At 74.2% G+C, this 21830-nt stretch carries 18 protein-coding genes; 11 read left to right on the top strand and 7 right to left on the bottom strand.

Features of this window, described 5'->3' with window-relative positions; translation table 11 throughout:
- The first annotated feature begins 107 nt into the window (after positions 1-107).
- The 3 genes from ACSNOC_RS04920 (at position 108) to ACSNOC_RS04910 (ending at position 4246) form a co-directional block, all read left to right on the top strand.
- Positions 108-1421, top strand: a complete 1314-nt coding sequence (locus ACSNOC_RS04920) for a hypothetical protein (protein WP_436745986.1) — start codon at positions 108-110, stop codon at positions 1419-1421.
- 61 nt (positions 1422-1482) lie between these two features.
- Complete coding sequence (locus ACSNOC_RS04915) at positions 1483-1686, top strand: SPOR domain-containing protein (RefSeq protein WP_436745985.1); 204 nt, start codon at positions 1483-1485, stop codon at positions 1684-1686.
- Positions 1687-1771: 85 nt separating this feature from the next.
- Entirely contained in the window at positions 1772-4246 is a 2475-nt protein-coding gene (locus ACSNOC_RS04910) for a SpoIIE family protein phosphatase (RefSeq protein WP_436745984.1), read from the top strand.
- A gap of 31 nt (positions 4247-4277) precedes the next feature.
- Here the strand turns inward: ACSNOC_RS04910 and ACSNOC_RS04905 are convergent, their stop codons facing one another.
- Positions 4278-5030: a GntR family transcriptional regulator gene (locus ACSNOC_RS04905; RefSeq protein ID WP_436745983.1), complete on the bottom strand. Its 753-nt coding sequence runs from the start codon at positions 5028-5030 to the stop codon at positions 4278-4280.
- 226 nt (positions 5031-5256) lie between these two features.
- Here ACSNOC_RS04905 and ACSNOC_RS04900 point away from each other — a divergent pair, with 226 nt between their 5' ends.
- Positions 5257-6195, top strand: a complete 939-nt coding sequence (locus ACSNOC_RS04900) for a cation diffusion facilitator family transporter (RefSeq protein ID WP_436745982.1) — start codon at positions 5257-5259, stop codon at positions 6193-6195.
- A 6-nt stretch (positions 6196-6201) separates the two neighbouring features.
- Here ACSNOC_RS04900 and ACSNOC_RS04895 read toward each other — a convergent pair whose 3' ends face one another.
- From ACSNOC_RS04895 to ACSNOC_RS04880, 4 genes are all read right to left on the bottom strand, one after another.
- A complete protein-coding gene (locus ACSNOC_RS04895; RefSeq protein ID WP_436745981.1) occupies positions 6202-6420 on the bottom strand; it encodes a hypothetical protein in 219 nt (72 codons plus the stop codon).
- Positions 6421-6595: 175 nt separating this feature from the next.
- Positions 6596-7732: a glycosyltransferase gene (locus ACSNOC_RS04890; protein WP_436745980.1), complete on the bottom strand. Its 1137-nt coding sequence runs from the start codon at positions 7730-7732 to the stop codon at positions 6596-6598.
- Entirely contained in the window at positions 7732-8988 is a 1257-nt protein-coding gene (locus tag ACSNOC_RS04885) for a nucleotide sugar dehydrogenase (RefSeq protein WP_436745979.1), read from the bottom strand. Before ACSNOC_RS04885 ends, ACSNOC_RS04890 begins: the two co-directional genes overlap by 1 nt.
- Before the next feature lie 18 nt (positions 8989-9006).
- The gene (locus ACSNOC_RS04880) at positions 9007-10569 is read right to left on the bottom strand and encodes a glycosyltransferase family 4 protein (protein WP_436745978.1); all 1563 of its coding nucleotides are present in this window, start codon (positions 10567-10569) and stop codon (positions 9007-9009) included.
- A gap of 202 nt (positions 10570-10771) precedes the next feature.
- Here ACSNOC_RS04880 and wecB point away from each other — a divergent pair, with 202 nt between their 5' ends.
- From wecB to ACSNOC_RS04860, 4 genes are read left to right on the top strand one after another with little or no spacing between them, the layout of a single operon-like run.
- Positions 10772-11863, top strand: a complete 1092-nt coding sequence (gene wecB, locus ACSNOC_RS04875; protein WP_436745977.1) for a non-hydrolyzing UDP-N-acetylglucosamine 2-epimerase — start codon at positions 10772-10774, stop codon at positions 11861-11863.
- A complete protein-coding gene (locus ACSNOC_RS04870) occupies positions 11856-12458 on the top strand; it encodes a class I SAM-dependent methyltransferase (protein WP_436745976.1) in 603 nt (200 codons plus the stop codon). The genes wecB and ACSNOC_RS04870 overlap by 8 nt, the downstream gene beginning before the upstream one ends.
- Positions 12458-14290, top strand: a complete 1833-nt coding sequence (locus tag ACSNOC_RS04865) for a hypothetical protein (protein ID WP_436745975.1) — start codon at positions 12458-12460, stop codon at positions 14288-14290. The genes ACSNOC_RS04870 and ACSNOC_RS04865 overlap by 1 nt, the downstream gene beginning before the upstream one ends.
- A complete protein-coding gene (locus ACSNOC_RS04860; protein WP_436745974.1) occupies positions 14287-16458 on the top strand; it encodes a glycosyltransferase family 1 protein in 2172 nt (723 codons plus the stop codon). Before ACSNOC_RS04865 ends, ACSNOC_RS04860 begins: the two co-directional genes overlap by 4 nt.
- Before the next feature lie 1094 nt (positions 16459-17552).
- On the opposite strand, the gene ychF is transcribed toward ACSNOC_RS04860, so the two are convergent.
- The gene (gene ychF, locus ACSNOC_RS04855; protein WP_436745973.1) at positions 17553-18641 is read right to left on the bottom strand and encodes a redox-regulated ATPase YchF; all 1089 of its coding nucleotides are present in this window, start codon (positions 18639-18641) and stop codon (positions 17553-17555) included.
- A gap of 152 nt (positions 18642-18793) precedes the next feature.
- Here ychF and ACSNOC_RS04850 point away from each other — a divergent pair, with 152 nt between their 5' ends.
- Positions 18794-19333 (top strand): DUF6542 domain-containing protein, encoded by a 540-nt coding sequence (locus ACSNOC_RS04850; protein ID WP_436745972.1) that lies wholly within the window; start codon positions 18794-18796, stop codon positions 19331-19333.
- On the opposite strand, the gene ACSNOC_RS04845 is transcribed toward ACSNOC_RS04850, so the two are convergent.
- Positions 19330-20313 (bottom strand): 4-hydroxy-3-methylbut-2-enyl diphosphate reductase, encoded by a 984-nt coding sequence (locus tag ACSNOC_RS04845; RefSeq protein ID WP_436745971.1) that lies wholly within the window; start codon positions 20311-20313, stop codon positions 19330-19332. The two genes, ACSNOC_RS04850 and ACSNOC_RS04845, sit on opposite strands and share 4 nt — an antisense overlap.
- Positions 20314-20393: 80 nt before the next feature.
- On the opposite strand from ACSNOC_RS04845, the gene xseA reads away from it, so the two are divergent.
- Complete coding sequence (gene xseA, locus ACSNOC_RS04840) at positions 20394-21635, top strand: exodeoxyribonuclease VII large subunit (protein WP_436745970.1); 1242 nt, start codon at positions 20394-20396, stop codon at positions 21633-21635.
- Positions 21632-21830, top strand: a 199-nt coding sequence (gene xseB / locus ACSNOC_RS04835) for an exodeoxyribonuclease VII small subunit (protein WP_436745969.1), incomplete at its 3' end; no start/stop codon positions are given. The genes xseA and xseB, both read left to right, overlap by 4 nt.

Genomic DNA, 21830 nt, shown 5'->3' with positions numbered 1-21830 from the left:
CCGGCCCGGCGGCTCCGTCGCGACGCTCGCCCCGCGGGTCGCGGGGGTCCGCCGACCGGCCTACCGTCGGAACAAGGACCGTTCTCCCTCCTGCGAAGGGCGGACTCATGAACACGGCCCGCGAACCGGACGCCGTCGCCCTCCTGCTGCCGATCGCGCTGCTCGTGGCCACCGTCCTGGTGGTGCTGTACCGCGCCCGCAGGCCGGCGCCGCCCGGCAGTTACCGGAACGTGCCGCTCCGCTGGCGGGGGCGGCCCACCGCCCCGCCGTCCGAGGCCAGGGCCCAGGCCGCCGAACCGCCCGTGGAGCAGCTCGACGCCGAGGCCCGCGGCCTGCTGATCCGGCTGGACGACGCGGTGCTCGCGCGGCGCGAGGAGCTGGACTTCGCCGCCGGGCAGGCGGGCGAGGAGGCCACGCGCCCCTTCCGCGCCGTGGTCGCGGACGCCGGGGCGGAGGCCGGGAAGACGCTCCGGCTCCGCCACCGGCTGGACGACCCGGCGCTCCGCCGCAACGAGACCGAGCGGCGCCGGCGGCTGCACGAGATCATCGGCCGCTGTACCCGCGCCCGGGCCCGTCTGGAGTCGGTCGAGGGCTCGTTCGCGCGGGCCCGGGGCCTGCCCGGCCGGGCGGCCGAGGCGCTGGAGCACGCCCGCCGCCGCGCGGGAGCCCTGCCGGAGCGGATCGGCGCGGCGCGGGCCCGGTGCCGGGAGCTGGCCGGGCGGTATCCGGAGTCGGCGCTGGCGCCGGTGCGCGACCACCCCGCCGAGGCCGGGGAGCGGCTGGCCGCCGCCGAGGACGCGCTCGGCCGGGCGGAACGGGCGCTGGCCCACGGCGACGAGCGGTCCGCCGCCGACGCGGTCCTGGCGGCCGAGCACGCCATCGCCCAGGCGGAGACGCTGGCGGACGGCGTGCTCCGCCGGGGGCGGGAGCTGGCGGCGGCCGAGACCGCGCTGGCCGAGGCCGTACGGGCGACCGAGCACGACCTCGCCGAGGCCCCGGCGGTGCCCGCCCTGCGGGACTCCGTGGCCCGCGCGCGGGAGGGGCTGGCCCGGGCCCGGCGGGAGAGCGACCCGTTCGCGGCGCTGCGCCGGCTCGCCGACACGGGCACGCCGCTGGCCCAGGCGCTGGCCCCGGGCCGGGACCGGGAGGCGCGGAACCGGCGGATCCGCGTGCTGCTGGATCAGGCCGTGCTGACCGCCGACAGCACGCTCGCCGCGGCGCGCGACTATGTGACGACCCACCGCGGCGCGGTGGGCAGCGCGGCCCGCGGGGAGCTGGCCGAGGCGGAGCACCAGCGCGACCGCGCCCTGGGCGCCGCGCCGCACGACGCGGCGGCGGCGCTGCCGTTCGCGTGGCGGGCGGACACGCTGGCCCGGGAGGCGTGCGCGGCGGCGCTGCGGGACGCCGGTTCGGTGGCTTGATCCCTGTGCGGTGGGTGAGGCGCTGGCGTATGGTCTGGCATATGCAGAAGGGGGGTGATGAATGAACAGCAGCACCCTGCAGCCCTGGCAGGTGGTCCGCGAGGACGCGAACGGCAGCCGTTACCGCATAGGACATTGCGCCACGCGCGCCGAGGCACAGCGCCTCATCCAGCGCCTGCGTCTGAGCGACACGGCGGATCCCGCCGACGGCGGGCCGACCTATCTCGTGGAGCGCGTCGACCTGGGCAGTCGCGCTCACCCGTAAGACCGGCCACCATCGGGTATAAGGGACATTCAGCCCTGCTTCGCCGGACACAGGCCGGTGAGGACACTCGACGGGGGCGTGGAGCTTGCGCACAGAACCTACCGGGCCGCGAGGCGAGGAGGAGGTCCCCGACCGCCGCCCTGCCCGGCGTTCCCTTCTCGACGTGCTGCGCGTCGGCACCATTCTGCTGACCGTGGACGGCGACATCGTCGTGTGGAGCCCGATGGCCGAGGAGATCCTCGGCTGGCCGGACGACCACGCGGTGGGTCGCCCCCTGACCGACTTCACTCCCGACGGCCGCGCCTGTGCCTTCGAACCGGCCCCCGGGGAACGGCACTGGCGCGGCACTCTGTCGCTGCGCCACCGCGACGGGCACCCGGTCGAGCTGGCGTGCCGCGCCACCCACCTCACGGGGGCCGCGGACAGCCGGTTCATTCTGGCCAATCTGGTGGAAACCAGCCGGATGGCCGCCGTGGAGCAGGACCTCGCCGCCGTGGACGCCCTGTTCACGGCCTCGCCGCTCGGCGTCGCGCTCTTCGACGCCGAGCAGCGCTACACGCGGGTCAACGACGCCCTCTCCCGGCTGCACGGCATGCCCGCCGAGTCCGTCCTGGGCCGCACCGTCCTGGAGGTGCTGCCGCCGCCGATGGCGCAGGAGATCCACCGGCTCCAGCGGGAGGTGCTGCGCTCGGGGCATTCGGTGACCGACCTGGTGACCTCGTCGCCGGACGGCCGGGGCGCCCAGTCCGTGTCCCTCGGGCCGCTGACCGACCGTTCCGGGCAGCCCATCGGCGTGAGCTGCGTCGTGCTGGACATCACCGAACGCCGCGAGGCCATGGCCCGCACCGAGCGCGCCCGGCAGCGGCTGGCGCTGCTGGACGACGTGGGCACCGCTCTCGGCGATCTGCTGGAGGTCCGGCCGATCGCGCAGACCCTGTGCGACTCCCTGGTCCCCCGGTTCGGCGACTTCGCCAGCGTCGAGATCCTGAAGTCCGTCGTCCGCGGCGAGGAGCCGCCGCCCATCGGGGAGCTCGGCGACGTCGCCCTGGTCCAGCTCGGCACCGCGGCGAAGGAGGAGGGCCCGGCCGTCGACGCGATCTTCGAGCCCGGCCGGGACCTGGGCGCGCAGCCGGGGACCGTCTTCGAGACCGTGCTCACCACGGGCGTTCCGCACCTGGCCGCGACCCCGCAGGAGCTGGCGGCCGGCGTCGGCCCCGGCGACCCGCGGGTCGCCGCCGCCCGCGAGCTGGGCATCCACTGCCTGCTGACCGTGCCGCTGCGCGCCCGGGGCACGGTGCTCGGGCTGCTGGCCGTCAGCCGCTCCGGGCAACGGATCGCGTTCGACCGCGACGACCTCGCCCTGGCCATGGAGCTGGCCAACCGCGCCGCCATCTCGCTGGACAACGCGCGCCTCTACGTCCGGGAGCGGGAGGGCGCGCTGATGCTCCAGCGCAGCCTGCTCCCGCAGTGGCTGCCCGACGTCGCCGGGGTCGACGTCAGCCACCGGTACCTGCCGAGCGCCACCGGGACGGAGATCGGCGGCGACTGGTTCGACGTCATCCCGCTGGCGGGCGGCCGGGTCGCGTTCGTGGTGGGCGACGCCACCGGGCACGGGCTGCGGGCCGCCACGGTCATGGGCCGGCTCCGCACCGCCGCGCGCACCCTCGCCGGCCTCGAACTGGCCCCCGCCGAAGTGCTGGGCAGGCTCAACGACCTCGGCGCGGACATCGCCCAGCACCCCGACGACCCGCTGCTGGCCACCTGCGTCTACGCGGCCTACGACCCGGCCACCGGCATCTGCGCGCTGGCCACGGCCGGGCACCTCCCGCCGGTGCTGGCCGGGCCCGACCCGGTGACCGGCCGCTGGACGGCCACCCCGCTCGAACTGGCCCCCGGCACGCCCCTGGGCATGGAGGGCATCTCTTTCGAGGAGCGGCGCATCGAGATCCCCGAGGGCTCGCTCCTCGTGCTGTACACCGACGGGCTGATCGAGAACCGCGAGGAGGACCTGACCGACGGCATCGACCGGCTGTGCGCGCTGCTGGCGCGCACCACCGGGCCGGCCACGCCGCTGGAGAAGGTGTGCGACGACGTCATCGCCGGGCTGCGCCCCCGCGCGGGCGAGGGCACCTCCGACGACATCGCGCTGCTCGCCGCCCGCCTGGGCCGGGTGCCCGGGGAGCGGGTCGCGTCCTGGATCTTCCCGGCCGAGCGCGCCATGGTCCGCCGCGCCCGCCAGGCCGTCACCGGGACGCTGCGCGACTGGGGCCTGAACGCCCTCACCGAGACGGCCCGGCTGCTGGTCAGCGAGCTGGTGACCAACGCGGTGCGGCACGCCCACGGCCCGGTCGAGGTGCGGATGGCGCTCGGGTGCTCGCTGCTGATCGAGGTGACCGACCCGATCCCCGACCCGCCACGCGAACGGGTGCCCGGCCCCGACGACGAGGGCGGGCGGGGCCTGCCGCTGGTGGCGCGGGAGTCCCGGAGCTGGGGCACGCGGCGCAGGCCGGTGGGCAAGACGGTCTGGTTCGAGCTGGACGTTCCCGGCGGCCCGGGCTGAGGCCGCCGGCCGTGCCCCCGGCACGACGGCCTCAGCGCACCGGCAGGTGGTACGCGAGACGGAAGCGGTCGGCCGGGACCACCACGTCGGCCGTCTCCACCGGCACGCCCCCGGCACGGAACGTGCGGGTGACGACCAGCACCGGATGGCCCGCGAGGCCGCCCAGCACCCGCGCCTCGGCCGCCAGCGCGGGGCGCGCGCCGACCTCCTCCGTCATGTTGTCCACGACGACGTCGATGGCCGCCATCCGCTCCACGACCCCGCGCCCGGCGAGCGGGCCCTGCTCGGGCAGCATCACGGGCGTGCGGCCGGTCAGCCGCAGCGGCTCCCAGGAGGTGGAGAGCATGGCGGGCTCGCCGGAGACGCGGAACACGTACCGCGTGCACATCACCGGCTCCGCCGGGTCGATCCGCAGCCGCTCGGCGACGGCCGCCGTGGCCTCCTGCCGCTCGCTGTGCCCCTCCCACGTCCCCCGCACCCGCTCGTCGGCCTGCTCCTGCCGGAAGGGCGAACACTCCCCCAGCGTCCGGTATCCACTGCGGGAGATCGTCCGCTGCACGGGCCGCTCGCGGACATACGTGCCCGAGCCGGACCGGCCCTCGACCAGTCCCTCCGCCATCAGCACCTTGCGCGCCTCCAGGGCGACGGTGTCCGAGACGCCGTACCTGGCGCGGATGGTGGCCTGCGAGGGGAGCCTGGTGTGCGGCGGCAGGGTGCCGTCGGCGATCTGCTGTCGAAGGTCTTCCGCGACTCGTAGATACGCGGGCTGCTCACCGAACGGCACGGTCCCCTCCCTCGGGGTGCCTCCCCGGTCACCCGGGGCGCGGCGCGTGTTGACAATCGGCAACAGCTTGGCAACAGAGGGTTGCCAACCGCAAGGAACGGCCAGAGTTTCACCCGATGTGATGACCGCTTTCCGGGAACCGGGGAAGGCGTCCGCACGGGCCAGGGCCTGACAGAATGTGCGGCCGGAGCGGCCGGCGAAAGCGACGGAAGGAACCCGAACGACCATGAGCGCGTCAGGCGGAACCAAGGCGATCGTCGCGGCGCTGTGCGCCAACCTCGCGATCGCGGTGAGCAAGTTCACGGCGGCGGCGTTCAGCGGCTCGTCCTCGATGCTCGCCGAGGGCGTGCACTCGGTGGCCGACTCCGGGAACCAGGCGCTGCTCCTGCTCGGCGGCAAGCGGGCCAAGCGCGCGGCGAGCGAGGAGCACCCCTTCGGCTACGGCCGGGAGCGCTACATCTACGCGTTCCTCGTCTCCATCGTCCTCTTCACGGTCGGCGGCGTCTTCGCGCTGTACGAGGGCGCGGAGAAGATCCGTCACCCGCACGAGCTGGAGCACTGGTACTGGCCGGTCGGCGTCCTCGTCTTCGCGATCATCGCCGAGACGTTCTCCTTCCGCACCGCCATCAAGGAGTCCAACGAGGTGCGCGGCGGGCAGTCCTGGCTCCAGTTCGTGCGGACGGCCAAGGCCCCCGAGCTGCCCGTGGTGCTGCTGGAGGACCTCGGCGCGCTCGTCGGCCTGTTCCTGGCCCTCGGCGGCGTGCTGATGGCGCTGGCCACCGGCGACGGCGTGTGGGACGGCATCGGCACCCTGTGCATCGGCGTGCTGCTGGTGGCGATCGCCGTCGTCCTGGCGGCCGAGACCAAGTCGCTGCTGCTGGGCGAGGCCGGCAGCAAGGAGTCGGTGGCGCGGATCCGCGCGGCGATGGTGGACGGGGACCGGGTCACCCGGATCATCCACATGCGGACGCTGCACCTCGGCCCGGACGAACTCCTGGTCGCCGCCAAGATCGCGGTCCGCCACGACGACGACGCGGCCACGATCGCCCGGACGATCGACGAGGCCGAAACCCGCATCCGCACGGCCGAGCCGATCGCCCGCGTGATCTACCTGGAGCCCGACATCTACCGCGAGCAGCCCGCCGCGGCCACCACCACGGACTGAGCCCGGTCACGCACCGGGGGTCCAGGCGGCGAACGCGGCGGTGAACCGTTCGGCGGCGTCCCACAACTCGCCCTCGCGCAGCGGGTCGCAGGACTCCGGGGACGACCGGGACACACCGCCGCGGTCGACGTAGGACCCGGTCGGTGCCCTGGTCGCGCCGAGGACGGAGTCGGCGAGGTGGCTCCCGGCGGCACGACGGCCGGTGGCGAACGGCGTGCGGGTCATCACCGGCAGGACGCGGCGCACCGCGAACCGGGTGACGGGGCCCGCGTGGCCGGTGAGGCCGGTGCCGGGGACGAAGCCGGGGCCGGCACGTAGGCACCGGTGGGCCCGTCCGGCATCTTCCGGGGCGCGCTTCGGCGCCCGGTGCCTTTCGGGATCGGTCCGAACCTCGGCAAGCTCATCCCGCCGGGGAACAGCTGGCCGGTCGGAGCGGGGTCGCCCAGTCCTCCAGGTACCGCACGAAACGCGGGGCGGCGTCCGGCCAGTGGAGGTGCTTCCTGGCGGCGGCGTGGCCCCGGGCGCCCATGGCGTGGCGCAGACCGGGGCCGTCCCGGAGTGCGCGGATGGCGTCGGCTACCGCGCCGGGGGCGCGGTAGGGCACCAGCAGGCCGCAGCCGTGGGTCCGCACCAGATCGGCGGCGAGGGGATTCGGCGTGGTGACGACCGGGACCCCGTAGGCCATGTACTCCACCACCTTGGTGGGCCGGGAGTGGCGGTAGTTGGGCTGGTCATGGAGGAGGGAGAGCCCGGCGAGCGCGCCGCGGAGCAGGGGCAGCGCCTCGTCGTGGGGCAGAAAGCCGTGCCAGCGCAGCACGCCGTCGCGGTCGGCGGCGGCCAGCCGCGCGCGCAGGTCGGCGTCGGCGGCGCCGATCACCTCGACCCGGACCCCGGGGGCCAGGAGGCGGCCCAGCTCGATGAGGTCCTCGCCGCCACGGGCCCGGGAGAGGTGGCCGAGGTAGACGACCCGGTCGTCGCCGGGCGGGGGCGGCGGTCCTTCGGGAACGTGGACGAGATTGGGGACGACGGGATGGGGGAAGCGGAAACGCTGCTGGTAGGCGTCCTCGGCGAGCAGCAGGTGGATGCGACGCTCGGCGGCTCGCTCCGCCGCCCGTACGGCGAGGCGCAAGGGGGGCCGCAGGGGAGACGGCAGCCAGTTCTTCATGCCGAGGGCGACCGCGGTGTCCTCGTGGACGTCCCAGACGACGGCGGGCGCGGCCGTGCCCTGCCGGCGCCAGTGGCGCGCCGCTCCGGGCAGGGCGAGGAGGAGTTCGGGGTCGTGCAGGAGGAGGACATCCGCCGCGGTGCCGCGCTCGGTGAGCAGTCGGCGGGCCGCGCGCAGCGCCGGGCGCCGGTCGGATCCGGTGGCCCTGGGCAGGTCCACGGGCTCGTACCCCGGACGCGGCTGGACCCCGCAGGCCGCGAAGGGCGCGGCGTAGGTGACGGTGTGGCCGTGTTCGAGGAGCGCCGCGATCTGCCGGTGCAGGATGCGGGCGTCCTCCGGGTGGTGGACGACAGTGGCCACGAGTACGTGCATCAGAGCACCTCGACATCGGGCCGGGAGAGACGCCCACAGGTGTCGAACAGCAGACGGGCGGTGTCGGCGACCGCCCGCAGGTCGTACACGCTGTGGTTCTGGAGCAGGATCGTCAGGTCGTGCTCGCGCAGCGCGGTGGGCAGGTCCGTGACGAGCGGCACCGTCCGGCCGTCGACCTCCCAGGCCGGAATGTGCGGATCGTGGTACGAGACGTCGACGCCGAGCCGGCTCAGCAGCCGGGCCACCGGAACGGCCGGGGACTCGCGTCCGTCGGCGATGTCCGGCTTGTAGGTGACGCCCAGCAGCAGCACCCGGGAGCCCCGCATCGGCTTGGCCGCCTCGTTGAGCATGTCCTGGGCACGGCGCACCACATAGTCCGGCATCCGGTTGTTGATCTCCCGGGCCAGCTCGATGAAGCGGAACTCGTGACCGAGCGTCCGAGCCTTGTACGACAGGTAGTGGGGGTCGATGGGGATGCAGTGGCCGCCGACACCCGCGCTGGGGCGGAAGGCCGCGAAGCCGAAGGGCTTGGTGGCGGCACAGGCGATGGCGTCCCAGACGTCGATGCCCAGTTCCCTGGACAGGATGGCGAGCTCATTGACCAGGGCGATGTTGACGTGCCGGTAGGTGTTCTCCAGCAGCTTCGCCATCTCGGCCTCACGGGTGCCCTTCGCCCGGACGACGGTGTCGATGAACTTGCCGTAGAAGCCGGACGCCTGGGCCGCGCACTCCAGGGTGTATCCACCGACGATCTTGGGGGTGTCGTGCAGGCCGTGCTCCGTGTTGCCGGGGTCGATGCGTTCCGGTGAGAAGGCCAGCGCGAAGTCGTGGCCGGCCCGCAGGCCGGATCTCTCCAGGATCGGCCGGACCACCTCTTCGGTCGTTCCCGGGTAGGTCGTGGACTCCAGGACGACGAGGGCGCCGGGCCCCAGATGCCGGGAGATGGCCTCGGCGGCCCCGGTGACCGCCGTCAGGTCCGGCCAGCCGTCCTGGGACAGCGGGGTCGGTACACAGATCACGATGGTCTGGGCGGCGGCGAGGCATTCCTCGGCGGCGCTCGCCACGAAGCCCGCGTCCCGCATGTGCCGGACGTCCTCGTCGGAGACGTCGTCGACGTGCGAACGTCCGGCGTTGAGCCCGTCCACGATGCGGGAGTCCAGATCGTGTCCCACCACGCTCATGCCCACTCGCGTCGCTTCCCGTGCGAGCGGCAGGCCCACATAACCGAGTCCTATGACCGCGAGATCTACCGTCATGCCGCGCCACCTTTCCTGTCACACGGCTCCCAGGGTCCGGTAGATCTCCCGGGTTCGCTCGGCGGCGTGGGCCCAGGTGCGGTCCCGGGCGACATGTGCCCGCGCGGCGTTCCCGAGGGTCCGCCGCGCACCGGGGTCGCCGAGCAGCGCCTGCAGGGTGTCGGCCCAGGCGGACGGATCGCCGGGCGGGACGAGGTGTCCGGTCACCCCCTCCGCCACCAGTTCGGCGAGTGCCGGGACATCGCTGGCCACGACGGGGAGGCCGCTCGCCATCGCCTCCACCGGCTTGAGCGGCGTGACCAGACGGCACACCCGCGCGTTCGTGCGGGGCACCGCGAAGACGTCCAGCAGCGCGTGATGCGCGCGCACTTCACCGAAGGGCACCCGACCGGTGAAGATCACCGCGCCGTCCAGCCCGAGGTCGGCCGCCCGGCACGCGAGGGCGGGGCGCTGCGGTCCGTCGCCGGCGATCAACAACCGGACGGGGAGCCCGCGATGGCGCAGCTCGGCCGCCGCGTCCAGCAGGGTGCCGAGGCCCTCGTGCGGCGTCAGGGTGGAGACCGTGCCGACCACCGGCTCGTCCGGCGCGATCCCGAGTCGGGCGCGCAACTCCTCGGCGTCGGGCAGCGGTTGAAGAAAGACGTCGTCAACGGCGTTGGGCACGACGTGGACCTTCTCCGCCGGGACACCCCGGGCGATGATCTCCTCCTTCATGACCTCGCCGAGGGTGATGACCAGATCCGCCGCGCGCATGCAGTGGGTCTCCAGCGCCCGGCTCGCGCGGTAGGCGGGAGAGCCGGATGTCCGCCCCGGGGCCTGGGTCAGCCAGGTCTCCTCCAGGAAGCCGCGCACCTCGTAGACGACCGGGATGCCGAAGGATTCACGAAGGGCCAGGGCCACTCGGCCGTTCGGGTGATCGGTGGCGGCGTGCAGCACCGCGGGGCGGATCCGTTCGACGAGACGCGCCGCCAGCTCCGCGTTGCGGGCGAGCACCGCGGCCGGGGTCGCGGGCATCCACCCGGGCAGCAGCCGGTGGTGGAGCACGCCGTCCACGTCGTGCGTCCGGCGGCCGTCCCACCTGCCCTGGGCCACGGGGAACCCGAGGCGGGTCACGACGTGCGGGTCGAGTCCGGCGGCGCGCTGGGCCCGGACGATGCCCTGGGTGCGGACCGTGTATCCGGCGTTCCGGTACGGCGGGGAGTTGGTCACCAGGTGCAGCACCCGGCCCGGCACCGGGCGGACCGCGCGGGCGGCCGGGGCGGGGACGGCCGCCGGGCCTTGGTCGGCCGACCGCCCGGAGAGGGCCGCGAGCAGGCGTTCCCGGCGCCGGTCGTCCTCGGGCAGCCTGGCCAGCGCCCGTGCCGCGGTCGCCGGCCGGTCCACGGCGGCGGCCCACACGGCCAGCCGCCGCAGCGCGCCCGGCGGGCCCTGTACGCAGTCGGCCAGCATCAGCGCGCGGCGCTGGTGCCCGGCGTCCCACAGCCGGATGACCCGCGGCAGCACCGCCCGGGGGAAAGCCGCGCCGACCAGGCGGAACGCGGGCGCTTTCACCCGTTCGGGGGTCATCCGGAGTGCGAGCATGCCCGCTCGTGCGGGATCGTCTCGTACATGGCGCCATGCCACGGAGGCGCCCAGAATCAACGCGGGAGCGGTACGACGGCGCACCTCTTCACGCTAACCCGGCGCTTGTCGCGCCCCACCGGACGGCGCGCCCGGTATCCCGGAGCCCCCGCGGAGCCCGCCCCGGCCGGGCGGGCACGCGGGCGGCGGGAAGGGAGGCACAGTGCTTGGACCTGTCGTCCATGTGGTCGGGGCCCGGCCCAACTTCGTCAAGGCCGCTCCCGTGGTGGCCGCGCTGATCGCGGAGGGGCGACCGCAGTCGGTGGTGCACACCGGGCAGCACTACGACGAACGCATGTCGCACGTCTTCTTCCGCGAGCTCGGACTGCCCCGACCCGACGTGGACCTGGGCGTCGGTTCGGGCAGCCACGCCCAGCAGACCGCGGCGCTGCTGACGGCCCTGGAGAAGGAGCTGCCCGCCCGCGCCCCCGCCCTGGTCGTGGCCTACGGGGACGTGAACTCGACGCTGGCCGCCGCGCTGGTGGCCGCCAAGCTGGGGCTGCCCGTCGCGCACGTCGAGGCGGGCCTGCGCAGCTTCGACATGGCGATGCCGGAGGAGGTCAACCGGCGGGTCACCGACCAACTGGCGGATCTGCTCTTCGTCACCAGTCCGGAGGCCATCGGCCATCTGGCGAACGAGGGCGTGGACCCCGACCGCGTCCACTTCGTGGGGAACCCGATGATCGACACCCTGATGAAGCATCTGCCCCGGTTCGACGCGCGGGCCGTCCGGACGGCCCACGGGCTCCCGGAGCGCTATGCCGTCGTGACGCTGCACCGGCCCGCCAATGTGGACACACCCGCGTCGGCCGCGACGGCGGTGCGGGCGCTGCGCGAGGCGGCCGGGCAGGTGGAGCTGGCGATCCCGCTCCATCCCCGGGGGCGGGCGGCCCTGGAAGCGGCCGGGCTGAGCGATGTGGCGGGGGTGCGGATCCTGGATCCGCTGGGCTATGTGGAGTTCATGGGGCTGCTGCGCGGCGCGGCGGCGGTGATCACGGACTCGGGCGGGGTCCAGGAGGAGACCACCGTGCTGGGCGTGCCCTGTCTGACGCTGCGTCCGAACACCGAGCGGCCCGTGACGGTCACCCACGGCACCAATCGCCTTGTCTCCGCCGAGACCCTGGGGCCCGCGCTGCGCCAGGCACTGGACGACGGGACCGCCGCCCGGACCGCCGAGGGGCCGCCACTGTGGGACGGCCGGTCCGGGGCCCGGATCGCGCGGGTCATCACCCGCTGGCTGGAGCGCCATGGCTGACCACACCGCGTCCCGCACCCCCGCACCCCTGGTCGTCGAGCCCGACGACGAGGGAGGCAGGGAGATGCTCCACGCGCTGCGGCTGGCCGCCCTGCTGCGGATCATCGGTGACCGGCCCGCCGCCGGTGAACCGCTGTTCCTGCTCGACGCAGGCTGCGGCGACGGCCGTCTCGCGCGGGCGCTGGCCCGCTGCGGGCACCGGGTGGACGCCTTCGACTCCGATCCGGAGGCCGTCGACCGGTGCCGTGCCGAGGGCGGCGGCCCGCGTTACGCCGTCGCCGACCTGGCCGAGTGGCACAGCCCCTGGCTCTACGACGCCGTGCTGTGCCTGGACGTCCTCCCCCGGGTCCCCGGCGGGGCGGCCTGGGAGACCGCGCTGACCCGCCTCGCCTCGCTGGTGCGGCTCACCGGCACCCTCGTCGTCACCGACGAGGACGTGCCCGCGCCGGTACCGCGCGACGACGACGCCCCGCGCCGTCCCACGGCCACGTACCGGGCCGTCCTGGAACCGCTCGGCATGCGGTACGACGGCTTCGCGCCCTACGGTTTCCAGGGGGACCGGGCCGGCTTCCATGTCTTCGCGAGGATCCGCTGATGCGCCTCATGAACCTGCTCCTACCGCACCTGGACGGTGTGACGACGGTCCTGGACGCCACCGGCGGCGGCCTCGACATCAAGCCCTATCTGCACCTGCCGGACGGCGTCAAGCTGCGGCCGGACGACGGTGAGTCGCCCATCGGGAACGGCACCCTGATGCTGCTCAGCTACGGGCCGGAGCCCGGACTGCACGGCGATCCCGAGGACTGCCGCCGCCTGCTCGGGCGGATGCGGCCCGGCGGGCGCGGCCTGCTCGTGTTCGGCTACCGGAGCGCCGAACTGCCCTACCACCGGCTGCTGGACGACCTGGTGCGCAACCGCTGCCAGGTCCTGCGGGCCACCTCCCTGGACTATCTGCATCTGCACGGCGGCGCGGTCCTCGCCCACGCCCGGGAACTCCTTCCGCCGTACGACGACGCCTCGGGAAGCCCCCTGCCGGACGGCACGGCGGCGAACGCCCTGCGGATGTCGGACGAGTACGTCCTGGCGGACTTCGTCTCGCGCGCGCTGCGGGTGCGGCTGCTGGACCTGGAGGCCGCCCGGGAGGCCGACGCGCAGACCCTGGAGGCGGCGCGCGACCAGCAGACCCGGCTCGCGGAGACCGTGCGGGAGCGGGACCGGCTGGCGGCGGCGCTGAGCCAGGCACGGAAGCGGCTCGGCGTCCTGGAGGCCAGGGTGGAGATGCTCCAGGGTTCGGCATCGCTGCGGGTCGGTCAGGCGCTGGTCGCCGCCGCGCGCGATCCGGTGCGCGGCGCCGCCCGGCTGCCGCGCGACCTGTACGGGCTGTGGCGCGGCCGGCGCCGCGGGGCGGCGAGCGGGACGGCCCCGGTGACCGGAACGGACCGGCGCTACGCCGCCGTCGACGGCCACGACGCCGGCCTCCATCTGGCCCATCGCGCGGTCGCGGTGGGCCCGCGCGACCGGTTGGTGATCGCGGGCGTGCTGCGCCCCGGGACGGCGGCCGATCTCGCGGTGGACGCGGTCGTCAACCGGCCGCTGCCGCACGACGGACGGCTGATGGTCGAACGCACCGACCCGGATGTGCTGGTGGTCCAGCTCACCGCCTGCGCCGAGGGGCCGTGGGCCCACACCGGCACCGGCACGGCGCCCGACCTGGACCGGCGCCTGGCCCAGGTGCTGGCGGCGGCACGGGCGCTGGGGCGGCCGTCGGTGCTGTGGCTGGACGCCGAGATCTCGGCCGCACCGGGCCTGACCCGTTTCCCCTGGGACGCCGTCCTGGAGGCCGACGCCGGGGTGCAGCCGGCGCGACTCGATCCGGGGGCCCTGGGCAGCGAGGAGCTGCGGCGGATCTTCGTCTCGCGCGCCACCCGGGTCCGGCTGGCGGCCCTGGCCGGGGCGGCAGGGCTCACGGACGCGGCGGACCCCCTGGACGCGCGGCGGGTCGCCGTGCTGGCCCGTCCCCGCGGCATGCCCGAGGTGCGGGTGCTCGTCAGGCAAGTGCTGGCACAGCTCCACCGGCCGGCCGAGGTGGTGGTCCCCGTGCCCGGGCGTGAGCTGGCCGAGCTCACCGCCAGCGGGGTGACCGTACGCACCGTCGACGAGGGGCCCACCACACCCTGGGTGGCGGACTGGGCCGACCTGTCCGCGGACCGGCCCGCCACGCATCTGCTGGACCTGATGTGCGGCCAGGAGTGTTCCGGCGCCGACGCCGTGGGCTTCGCCGGCCCCGGTACCGACGGCTACGCCTTCGTCCCCGCCCTCGAACCCGCCCTGGTCCGGAGGTCCCTCATGAACTCCGGCGTCCCGCCCGGCGAATGGGCCCGGCGCGGGCAGCGGCTTTTCGCCATTCCGCGAGGTGAGACTCCATGACCCGCACGATCCAGGCACTGGTCTACGGCGATGTCGACCTCAACCTCATCGACGGCTCCGCGATCTGGGCCCAGTCGATGGTCCAGGCCCTGACGATGGCCGGCTGCGATGTCCGGCTGGTGCTGAAGGCCCCGGTGCGCACCGGGCGGCTGGTGGACCCGCTGCTGGAACTGCCCGGGGTGACCGTCGTCCGCCGGCCCGACAGCGCGCGCGAGCCGCTGTCCCCCGTCCAGGCATCGCACCTGCTGACCCGGCTGGACGAGGACGAGTCCTGCGACCTGCTGCTGCTGCGCGGCCGGAAGCTGGTGGCGCAGGTGGTCACGGACGGCCGGTTCGACGGACGGATCTGGGCCTACCTCACGGACATCCCGCAGTCGGCCGCCGAGATGACCGAGGAGGCCGCCGCGGATCTCGGCCGCATCGCGGACGCCTCCCGCCACCTGCTGTGCCAGACCGAGGAGATGCGCTGCTTCATCGAGACCTGGGTGCCGTCGGCGTGCGGCAAGTGCCTGCTCTATCCGCCGAACGTACCGGCCCCCGACGTCGAGCCGGCCGCGCGCGACGCGGCCGGTGATCCGGTGCGCCTGGTCTACATGGGGAAGTTCGCGCCCCGCTGGAACACGCTGGAGATGACCGGGCTGCCGCGTGCGCTCGCCGGGCGGGGCCTGACGGCCGAGCTGCACACCGTCGGCGACAAGATCCACGACGACCGGCTGCGTCCGGACTTCCGGATCCGGATGGAGCAGGCGCTGCACGGCTTCCCCGGTGTCGTGCACCACGGCGGCGTGCCACGCCAGGAGGCCATGCGGATCGCCGCCGGCTGCGACATCGGCCTGGGCTGGCGCCACCCGGAACTGGACGCCAGTCTGGAACTGTCCACCAAGGTGCTCGAATTCGGCACCCTCGGACTGCCGGTCGTGCTCAACCGCACCCCCGTGCACGAGGCGCTGCTCGGCACCGATTATCCGCTGTTCGTTCCCGGGCGCGGCACCCTCGACGACGCCGCCGGGGCCGTCGCCCGTGCGGTCCGGTCCCCCGGGGACTACCGGACGGCCGCCACTCGATGCCGCGACGCGGCCTCGCGGTTCGCGCTGGACCGGGTCGCCGTGCGGCTGCGGGGCTACCTCGACCAGGCCTTCCCCGAGCCGCCCGCCGCGGTCGGGCGCCGGTCACGGCCGCTGCGGGTGGCCGTCGCCGGACACGACCTGAAGTTCTTCACCCGGCTCCTCGACGAGTTCCGCGCGCTGCCGGGCCTGGAGGTCAGGGTCGACGCATGGCCGGCCCTCTCCCGGCACTCCACGGCGGTCAGCCTGGAACTCGCCGACTGGGCCGATGTCGTCGTCGTGGAGTGGTGCGGCCCGGCCGCCGTCTGGTACAGCAGACACAAACGGCGCGGCAGCCGGCTGCTGGTGCGGCTGCACCGTTTCGAGTTGTATGCCGACTGGCCCGCCCAGGTCGACATCGACGCCGTCGACCGGGTGATCTGCGTCAGCCCGCACTACACCGCCCTGACCCGGGAACGGACCGGCTGGCCCGAGGAGAAGCTGATCACCGTCCCCAACTGGGTCGACGCCGACCAGCTCGACCGGGCCAAGACGCCCGACGCCCGGTTCCGCCTCGGCATGATCGGCATCGCGCCGGCCCGGAAGCGGCTCGACCTCGGCTTCGACGTGCTGGCCGCGCTGCGCGCCCGGGACCCGCGCTGGCAGCTCTCGGTGAAGTCAAAGATGCCGTGGGACTACTGGTGGATCTGGAACAAGCCCGATGAGCGCGGCCACTACGAGCCGATCCTGCGTCGCGTCCAGAACGACGAACTCCTGGACGGGGCGGTGGTCTTCGACGACTTCGGCTCGGACGTGGCGAGTTGGCTGCGCCGGATCGGCTTCGTCCTCTCCACCAGCGACGACGAGAGCTTCCACCTCGCCCCGGCCGAGGGCATGGCCTCGGGGGCCGTCCCCGCTCTGCTGCCCTGGCCGGGCGCCGAGACGATCTACGACCGGCGCTGGATCCACGAAAGCCCCGCCGCCATGGCGGAGGCCATCGCGGCCCTGGCGGCCGACGGCTGGGCTAAGGAGGCGGCCGTGGCCCGCGAGCAGCTCCGCGACCACTACTCGCTGGAGAAGGTCCGATCCGCGTGGATCGACCTGCTGGCCGCTCCCCTGCCGTGAACCACCGCCCGGACGGCCGCACACACGGCCCTACTGGTTCGCGGCACCCCACTTCGCCCCTGATTCCTTCGGTGATGGCCGCTTGTTCCCGGCCGGGGGCCGAGAACGAACGGGGACCTGCGCCCGTCCGGCGCGCAGGGGTTTTCGGGGCCCCGGCCACCAGCACTACGGGAAGCCGGTGACCGGGGCCTGCTCCGGGTGGCCGACCGACGTGCGGCGCCCGGAGCGGAAGGGGCTCCACCAGCGGCAGGGGTGGGTACTTGCCGGTGAGGCCCATGGTCCTGGCTGGGCTCCGGCCGTCCCCGCCCGACGGCCGGAGCCCGCGATCCGCGTCACCCCCAGGCTTGCGCGGACCGCCGTCCCGTCCCTTCCCCGGTCACGCAGACGGAGGACAGGGGCGCCCTGCCGGCCCGGCTTGGAGGGCCGGCGGCCCTGGACCGGCAGGGAACTTCAGGCACTCATCCGCCTCTCACCCAGCGGACGGACAGGGAGCGGCGGCTCCGGCCAGCGCCGCGCCGGAGGAACGCAAGGCTCGCGGGAGGGGGTTCGCACCCGGGGAGGGCCGCTGCCACACGCCGGATGGCACCCGTGTCGACACGGGCGTCATGGCAAGCCACCGCCGCCCGGCCTCCTCAGTCACGTCCGCCCGCCGCCGAGCCTGGGTGACCTGAGCGGTCTGCGCCGCGCGGCCCTGCGATCAACCCCCTGAGCTGAGCGGCCGATATCCGAAGCTCCAGCCGTTCCGGCGGCTTCCGACCGGACGGGTCGTGGGTGATGCCGTCCAGCGCCAGCCGGAAACACAGCTCCGGATGCGGGTCCTGTCCCAACTCCTCATCGCTCAGGAGAATCGACGTCACGCCACTCACCGGGAACCCCCCGCCCGGTGGCACGAGTGGATACACGGCTCCTCGACGACTCCGCTGTCCCTCGGCGTGGAGTTGACCTCCCCCTTGGTGCACTTCACGGGTGATCAGGGGCCCTTCCGGGTCAGCACCAAGTCAGCACGGGTGTGCTGAAGGGGCCTGACCCGGAAGAGCCAGGCCTCTGCCGACCTGCATGTTTGCCAACTCGGCGATTCGATGCCAAGTGGGCAGCTACACGTTGAAGCGGAACTCCACCACGTCGCCGTCGCGCATCACGTAGTCCTTGCCCTCCATCCGCGCCTTGCCGCGGGCGCGGGCCTCGGGGACGGAGCCGGATTCGATCAGGTCCTCGAAGGAGATCACCTCGGCCTTGATGAAGCCCTTCTGGAAGTCGGTGTGGATCACCCCGGCCGCCTCGGGGGCGGTCGCGCCCTTCTTGATCGTCCAGGCGCGGGCCTCCTTCGGGCCCGCCGTCAGGTAGGTCTGGAGGCCCAGGGTCTCGAAGCCGACGCGGGCCAGGGTGGCCAGACCCGGCTCGTTCTGGCCGACCGTCTGGAGCAGCTCCAGCGCCTCCTCCTCGTCCAGCTCGGCGAGGTCCGCCTCCAGCTTGGCGTTGAGGAAGATGGCCTCGGCGGGGGCGACCAGGGCGCGCTGTTCCGCCTTGAACGCCTCGTCCGTCAGCTCCTCCTCGTCCACGTTGAACACGTAGAGGAACGGCTTGACGGTCAGCAGGTGCAGCTCGCGCAGCGGCTCGGCGCGCTCGGTGCCCTGGGCGATGCCGGCCGAGAAGAGCGTGCGGCCCTCCTCCAGGATGGCCTTGGCCTCCTCGACGGCCTTGACCACCGGCTGCCTGTCCTTCTTGATCCTGGCTTCCTTCTGGAGCCGGGGCAGCACCTTCTCGATCGTCTGCAGGTCGGCCAGCATCAGCTCGGTGTCGATGGTCTCGATGTCGCTCTTGGGCGAGACCTTGCCGTCGACGTGCACCACGTTCTCGTCCCGGAAGGCCCGGATGACCTGGCAGATCGCGTCGGACTCCCGGATGTTGGCCAGGAACTTGTTGCCCAGGCCCTCGCCCTCGCTGGCGCCGCGCACGATGCCCGCGATGTCCACGAAGTCCACCGTCGCCGGGATGATCCGCTGGGAGGAGAAGACCTCGGCCAGCTTCGCCAGGCGCGCGTCGGGGACGCCGACGACGCCGATGTTGGGCTCGATGGTGGCGAACGGATAGTTGGCGGCGAGCACGTCGTTCTTGGTCAGGGCGTTGAAAAGAGTCGACTTGCCGACATTCGGCAGGCCGACGATTCCGATCGTGAGTGACACGTGAGACTTCCCTGAGCGAGAAAGCGGGACGGGGCCGAGGCACCAGTCTACGGGCGCCGCCACGCGCCCCCGCCGGGCCGGGCGGACAGTCATACGGCCCGCACGCGTGTCCATCACCGTGGACGCCGCCGGGCCACGCTTACCGTGGTGGCGTGGAACACACTACGCACACGACTCATCACACACGGCGCCCGCCCGCCGTGGTGCGGACGAGGGTGCCCCGGCCGTCACCGGGCGGGGCGGCGGCCCGGTGGCACCCGCGCCGCCGCCCGGCGGCCGGGCCCGGCGCGCGCGGCCCGGGCGGGCCGCGGCGGCCCCGGCTGACCGGGCTGGGCTGCGGCGTGCTGACCACGGTGGGCATGGTGGCCGCCGCCTGGTTCTGCGACCTGCTCGGCGGCGCCGCCACGTTCTACGGGGTGCTGTCCGTCCTGACCTCGGCCGCCGCCGCGCTGTGGGTGCGGCCCGCCGACCTGATCTGCGCCCCGGTCGCGGCGCCGATCGCGTTCGCCGCCGGCCTGGTCACCACGGCCGGGCCGGTGGACACCGTGACCGAACTGGCCCTGCGCGCCCCCTGGTTGTTCGCGGGAACGCTGACGGCCGCCGTGATCGTGCTGCTGCGCAAGGCGCACGCCCTGCTGCGCGCCCGGCTGCGCCGGCGCCCGCCGGTCCGCCAGAGCCCGCCGGCCGGCTAGCCGCGCGCCTTGGCGGCGGCCTCCGCGCGCAGGTCCCGGCGCAGCTCCTTGGGCAGCGAGAACTGGATGTGCTCCCGCATCGGCTGCACGACCTCCACCTCGCCGAAGCCGCGCCCGGCCAGCCACGCCAGCACGCCGTCCACCAGCACCTCGGGGACCGAGGCGCCCGAGGAGACCCCGACGGTGGTCACGCCGTCCAGCCACGTCTCCTCGATCTCGTCCGCGTTGTCCACCAGGTACGCGGCGCCGGCGCCCGCGCCGAGGGCCACCTCGACCATCCGGGCCGAGTTCGACGAGTTCTTCGAGCCGACCACGAGCACCAGGTCCGCGTCGGCGGCGACCTGCTTGATCGCCGTCTGCCGGTTCTGCGTGGCGTAGCAGATGTCGTCGCTGGGCGGGTCGACCAGCAGCGGGAAGCGGCGCTTCAGGCCCGCGACGGTCTCCATCGTCTCGTCCACCGACAGCGTCGTCTGGGAGAGCCAGACCACCTTCTCCGGGTCGCGGACCTCGACGTTCGCCACGTCGTCCGGTCCGTCGACCAGGGTGATGTGGTCCGGGGCCTCGCCGCTGGTGCCGATGACCTCCTCGTGGCCCTCGTGGCCGATGAGCAGGATGTCGTAGTCGGCCTCGGCGAAGCGGACGGCCTCCTTGTGCACCTTGGTGACCAGGGGGCAGGTGGCGTCGATGGTCGCGAGCCGGCCGCGCTCGGCCTCGCGGTGCACCTCGGGCGAGACGCCGTGCGCGGAGAAGATCACGATCTCGCCCTCGGGCACCTCGGCCGTCTCGTCGACGAAGATCGCGCCCTTCTTCTCCAGCGTGCTCACGACGTACTTGTTGTGCACGATCTCGTGGCGGACGTAGATCGGCGGGCCGTACTGATCCAGCGCCTTCTCGACGGCGATGACGGCGCGGTCGACTCCCGCGCAGTAACCGCGGGGGGCGGCGAGCAGGACGCGGCGGCGCCCGGGGTCTTCAGCCATGGGCCCCATGGTACGGGGACGGCCGGGGGCGGCCGGACCGCGCCGTCCGCGCTGTCAGTGCCCGGCGCTAGCGTTGCGGCATGGCTGTGCAGACGTCGTCGGAGGCGCCGATCCCGGTCGGCGAGGTGTCCCGGCTCATCGGGGGGTGGATCGACCGGCTCGGCGCGGTGTGGGTGGAGGGCCAGATCACCCAGCTCTCCCGCCGCCCCGGGTTCGGGGTGGTCTTCCTGACCCTGCGCGATCCGTCGCAGGACGTCTCCGTGCGGGTGACGTGCTATCGCGGGGTCTTCGACAAGGTGGCCGACGTGATAGCGGAGGGCGCCCGGGTCGTGCTGCTCGCCAAGCCGGAGTGGTACGCGCCGCGCGGTGAGCTGTCGCTGCGGGCGACGGAGATCCGCGCGGTGGGGATGGGCGAGCTGCTGCTGCGGCTGGAGCGGCTGAAGCGGGCGCTGGCGGCGGAGGGGCTGTTCGCGGCGGAGCGCAAGCGGCCACTGCCGTTCCTGCCCGGCTGCGTGGGCCTGGTGACGGGCCGTGCCTCGGCGGCCGAGCGCGACGTGCTGGAGAACGCGCGGCTGCGCTGGCCCGCGGTGCGCTTCGCCGTGCGGAACGTGGCGGTCCAGGGGGTGCACGCCGTGCCGCAGGTGATCGAGGCGGTCCGGGACCTCGACGCCGACCCCGCGGTGGACGTGATCGTGGTGGCCAGGGGCGGCGGCAGCGTGGAGGACCTGCTGCCGTTCTCCGACGAGCGGCTGGTGCGCGCGGTCGCGGACTGCCGCACGCCGGTGGTCTCGGCCATCGGGCACGAGCCGGACGCGCCGCTGCTCGACCTGGTGGCCGACCTGCGGGCCTCCACGCCGACGGACGCGGCCAAGCGCGTCGTGCCCGACGTGGGCGAGGAGCTGGCCCGGGTGCGGCAGTTGCGGGACCGGGCGCGCTGGGTGCTCCAGGCCCGGCTGGACCGGGAGGAGCGGGGGCTGGCCGCCACCCGGAGCCGGCCGGTGCTGGCCGAGCCGCACCGGATGATGGACGGTCGCGCGGAGGAGATCGCGGCGCTGCTCGGGCGCTCCCGGCGCACGCTGGGACATCTGCTGGACCGCGCGTGCGCGGATCTGGAGCACACGCGGGCGCGGGTGATCGCGCTGTCCCCGGCGGCGACGCTGCGGCGCGGGTACGCGGTGCTGCAGCGGGCGGACGGCTCGGCGGTGCGGGCGGCGGACGAGGTGACGGAGGGCGAGCCGCTGCGGGCCCGGGTGGCGGACGGCTCGTTCCGGGTGACGGTCGACGGGCGGCCGGAGGGCGCGGGCATAGGGTGGCGGCCATGACCGAAGCGGACGCGGGCACCGCCCTCAGCTACGAGCAGGCCAGGGACGAGCTGATCGACGTGGTGCGCAGGCTGGAGGCCGGCGCGGCGACGCTGGAGGAGTCGCTGGCGCTGTGGGAGCGGGAGCCGGACGTGACCCCCGTGGTCATGGGCACCGCGCCCTGGGACCGGCTCGCGCACCTGGCCGGCGCGCTGG

Origin of the sequence: Streptomyces sp. URMC 129, from assembly GCF_051386415.1 — a bacterium.
GTDB lineage: Bacteria > Actinomycetota > Actinomycetes > Streptomycetales > Streptomycetaceae > Streptomyces.
The sequence above is the reverse complement of the archived record's forward strand: the minus strand, read 5'-3'. Positions and strand labels throughout refer to the sequence as shown.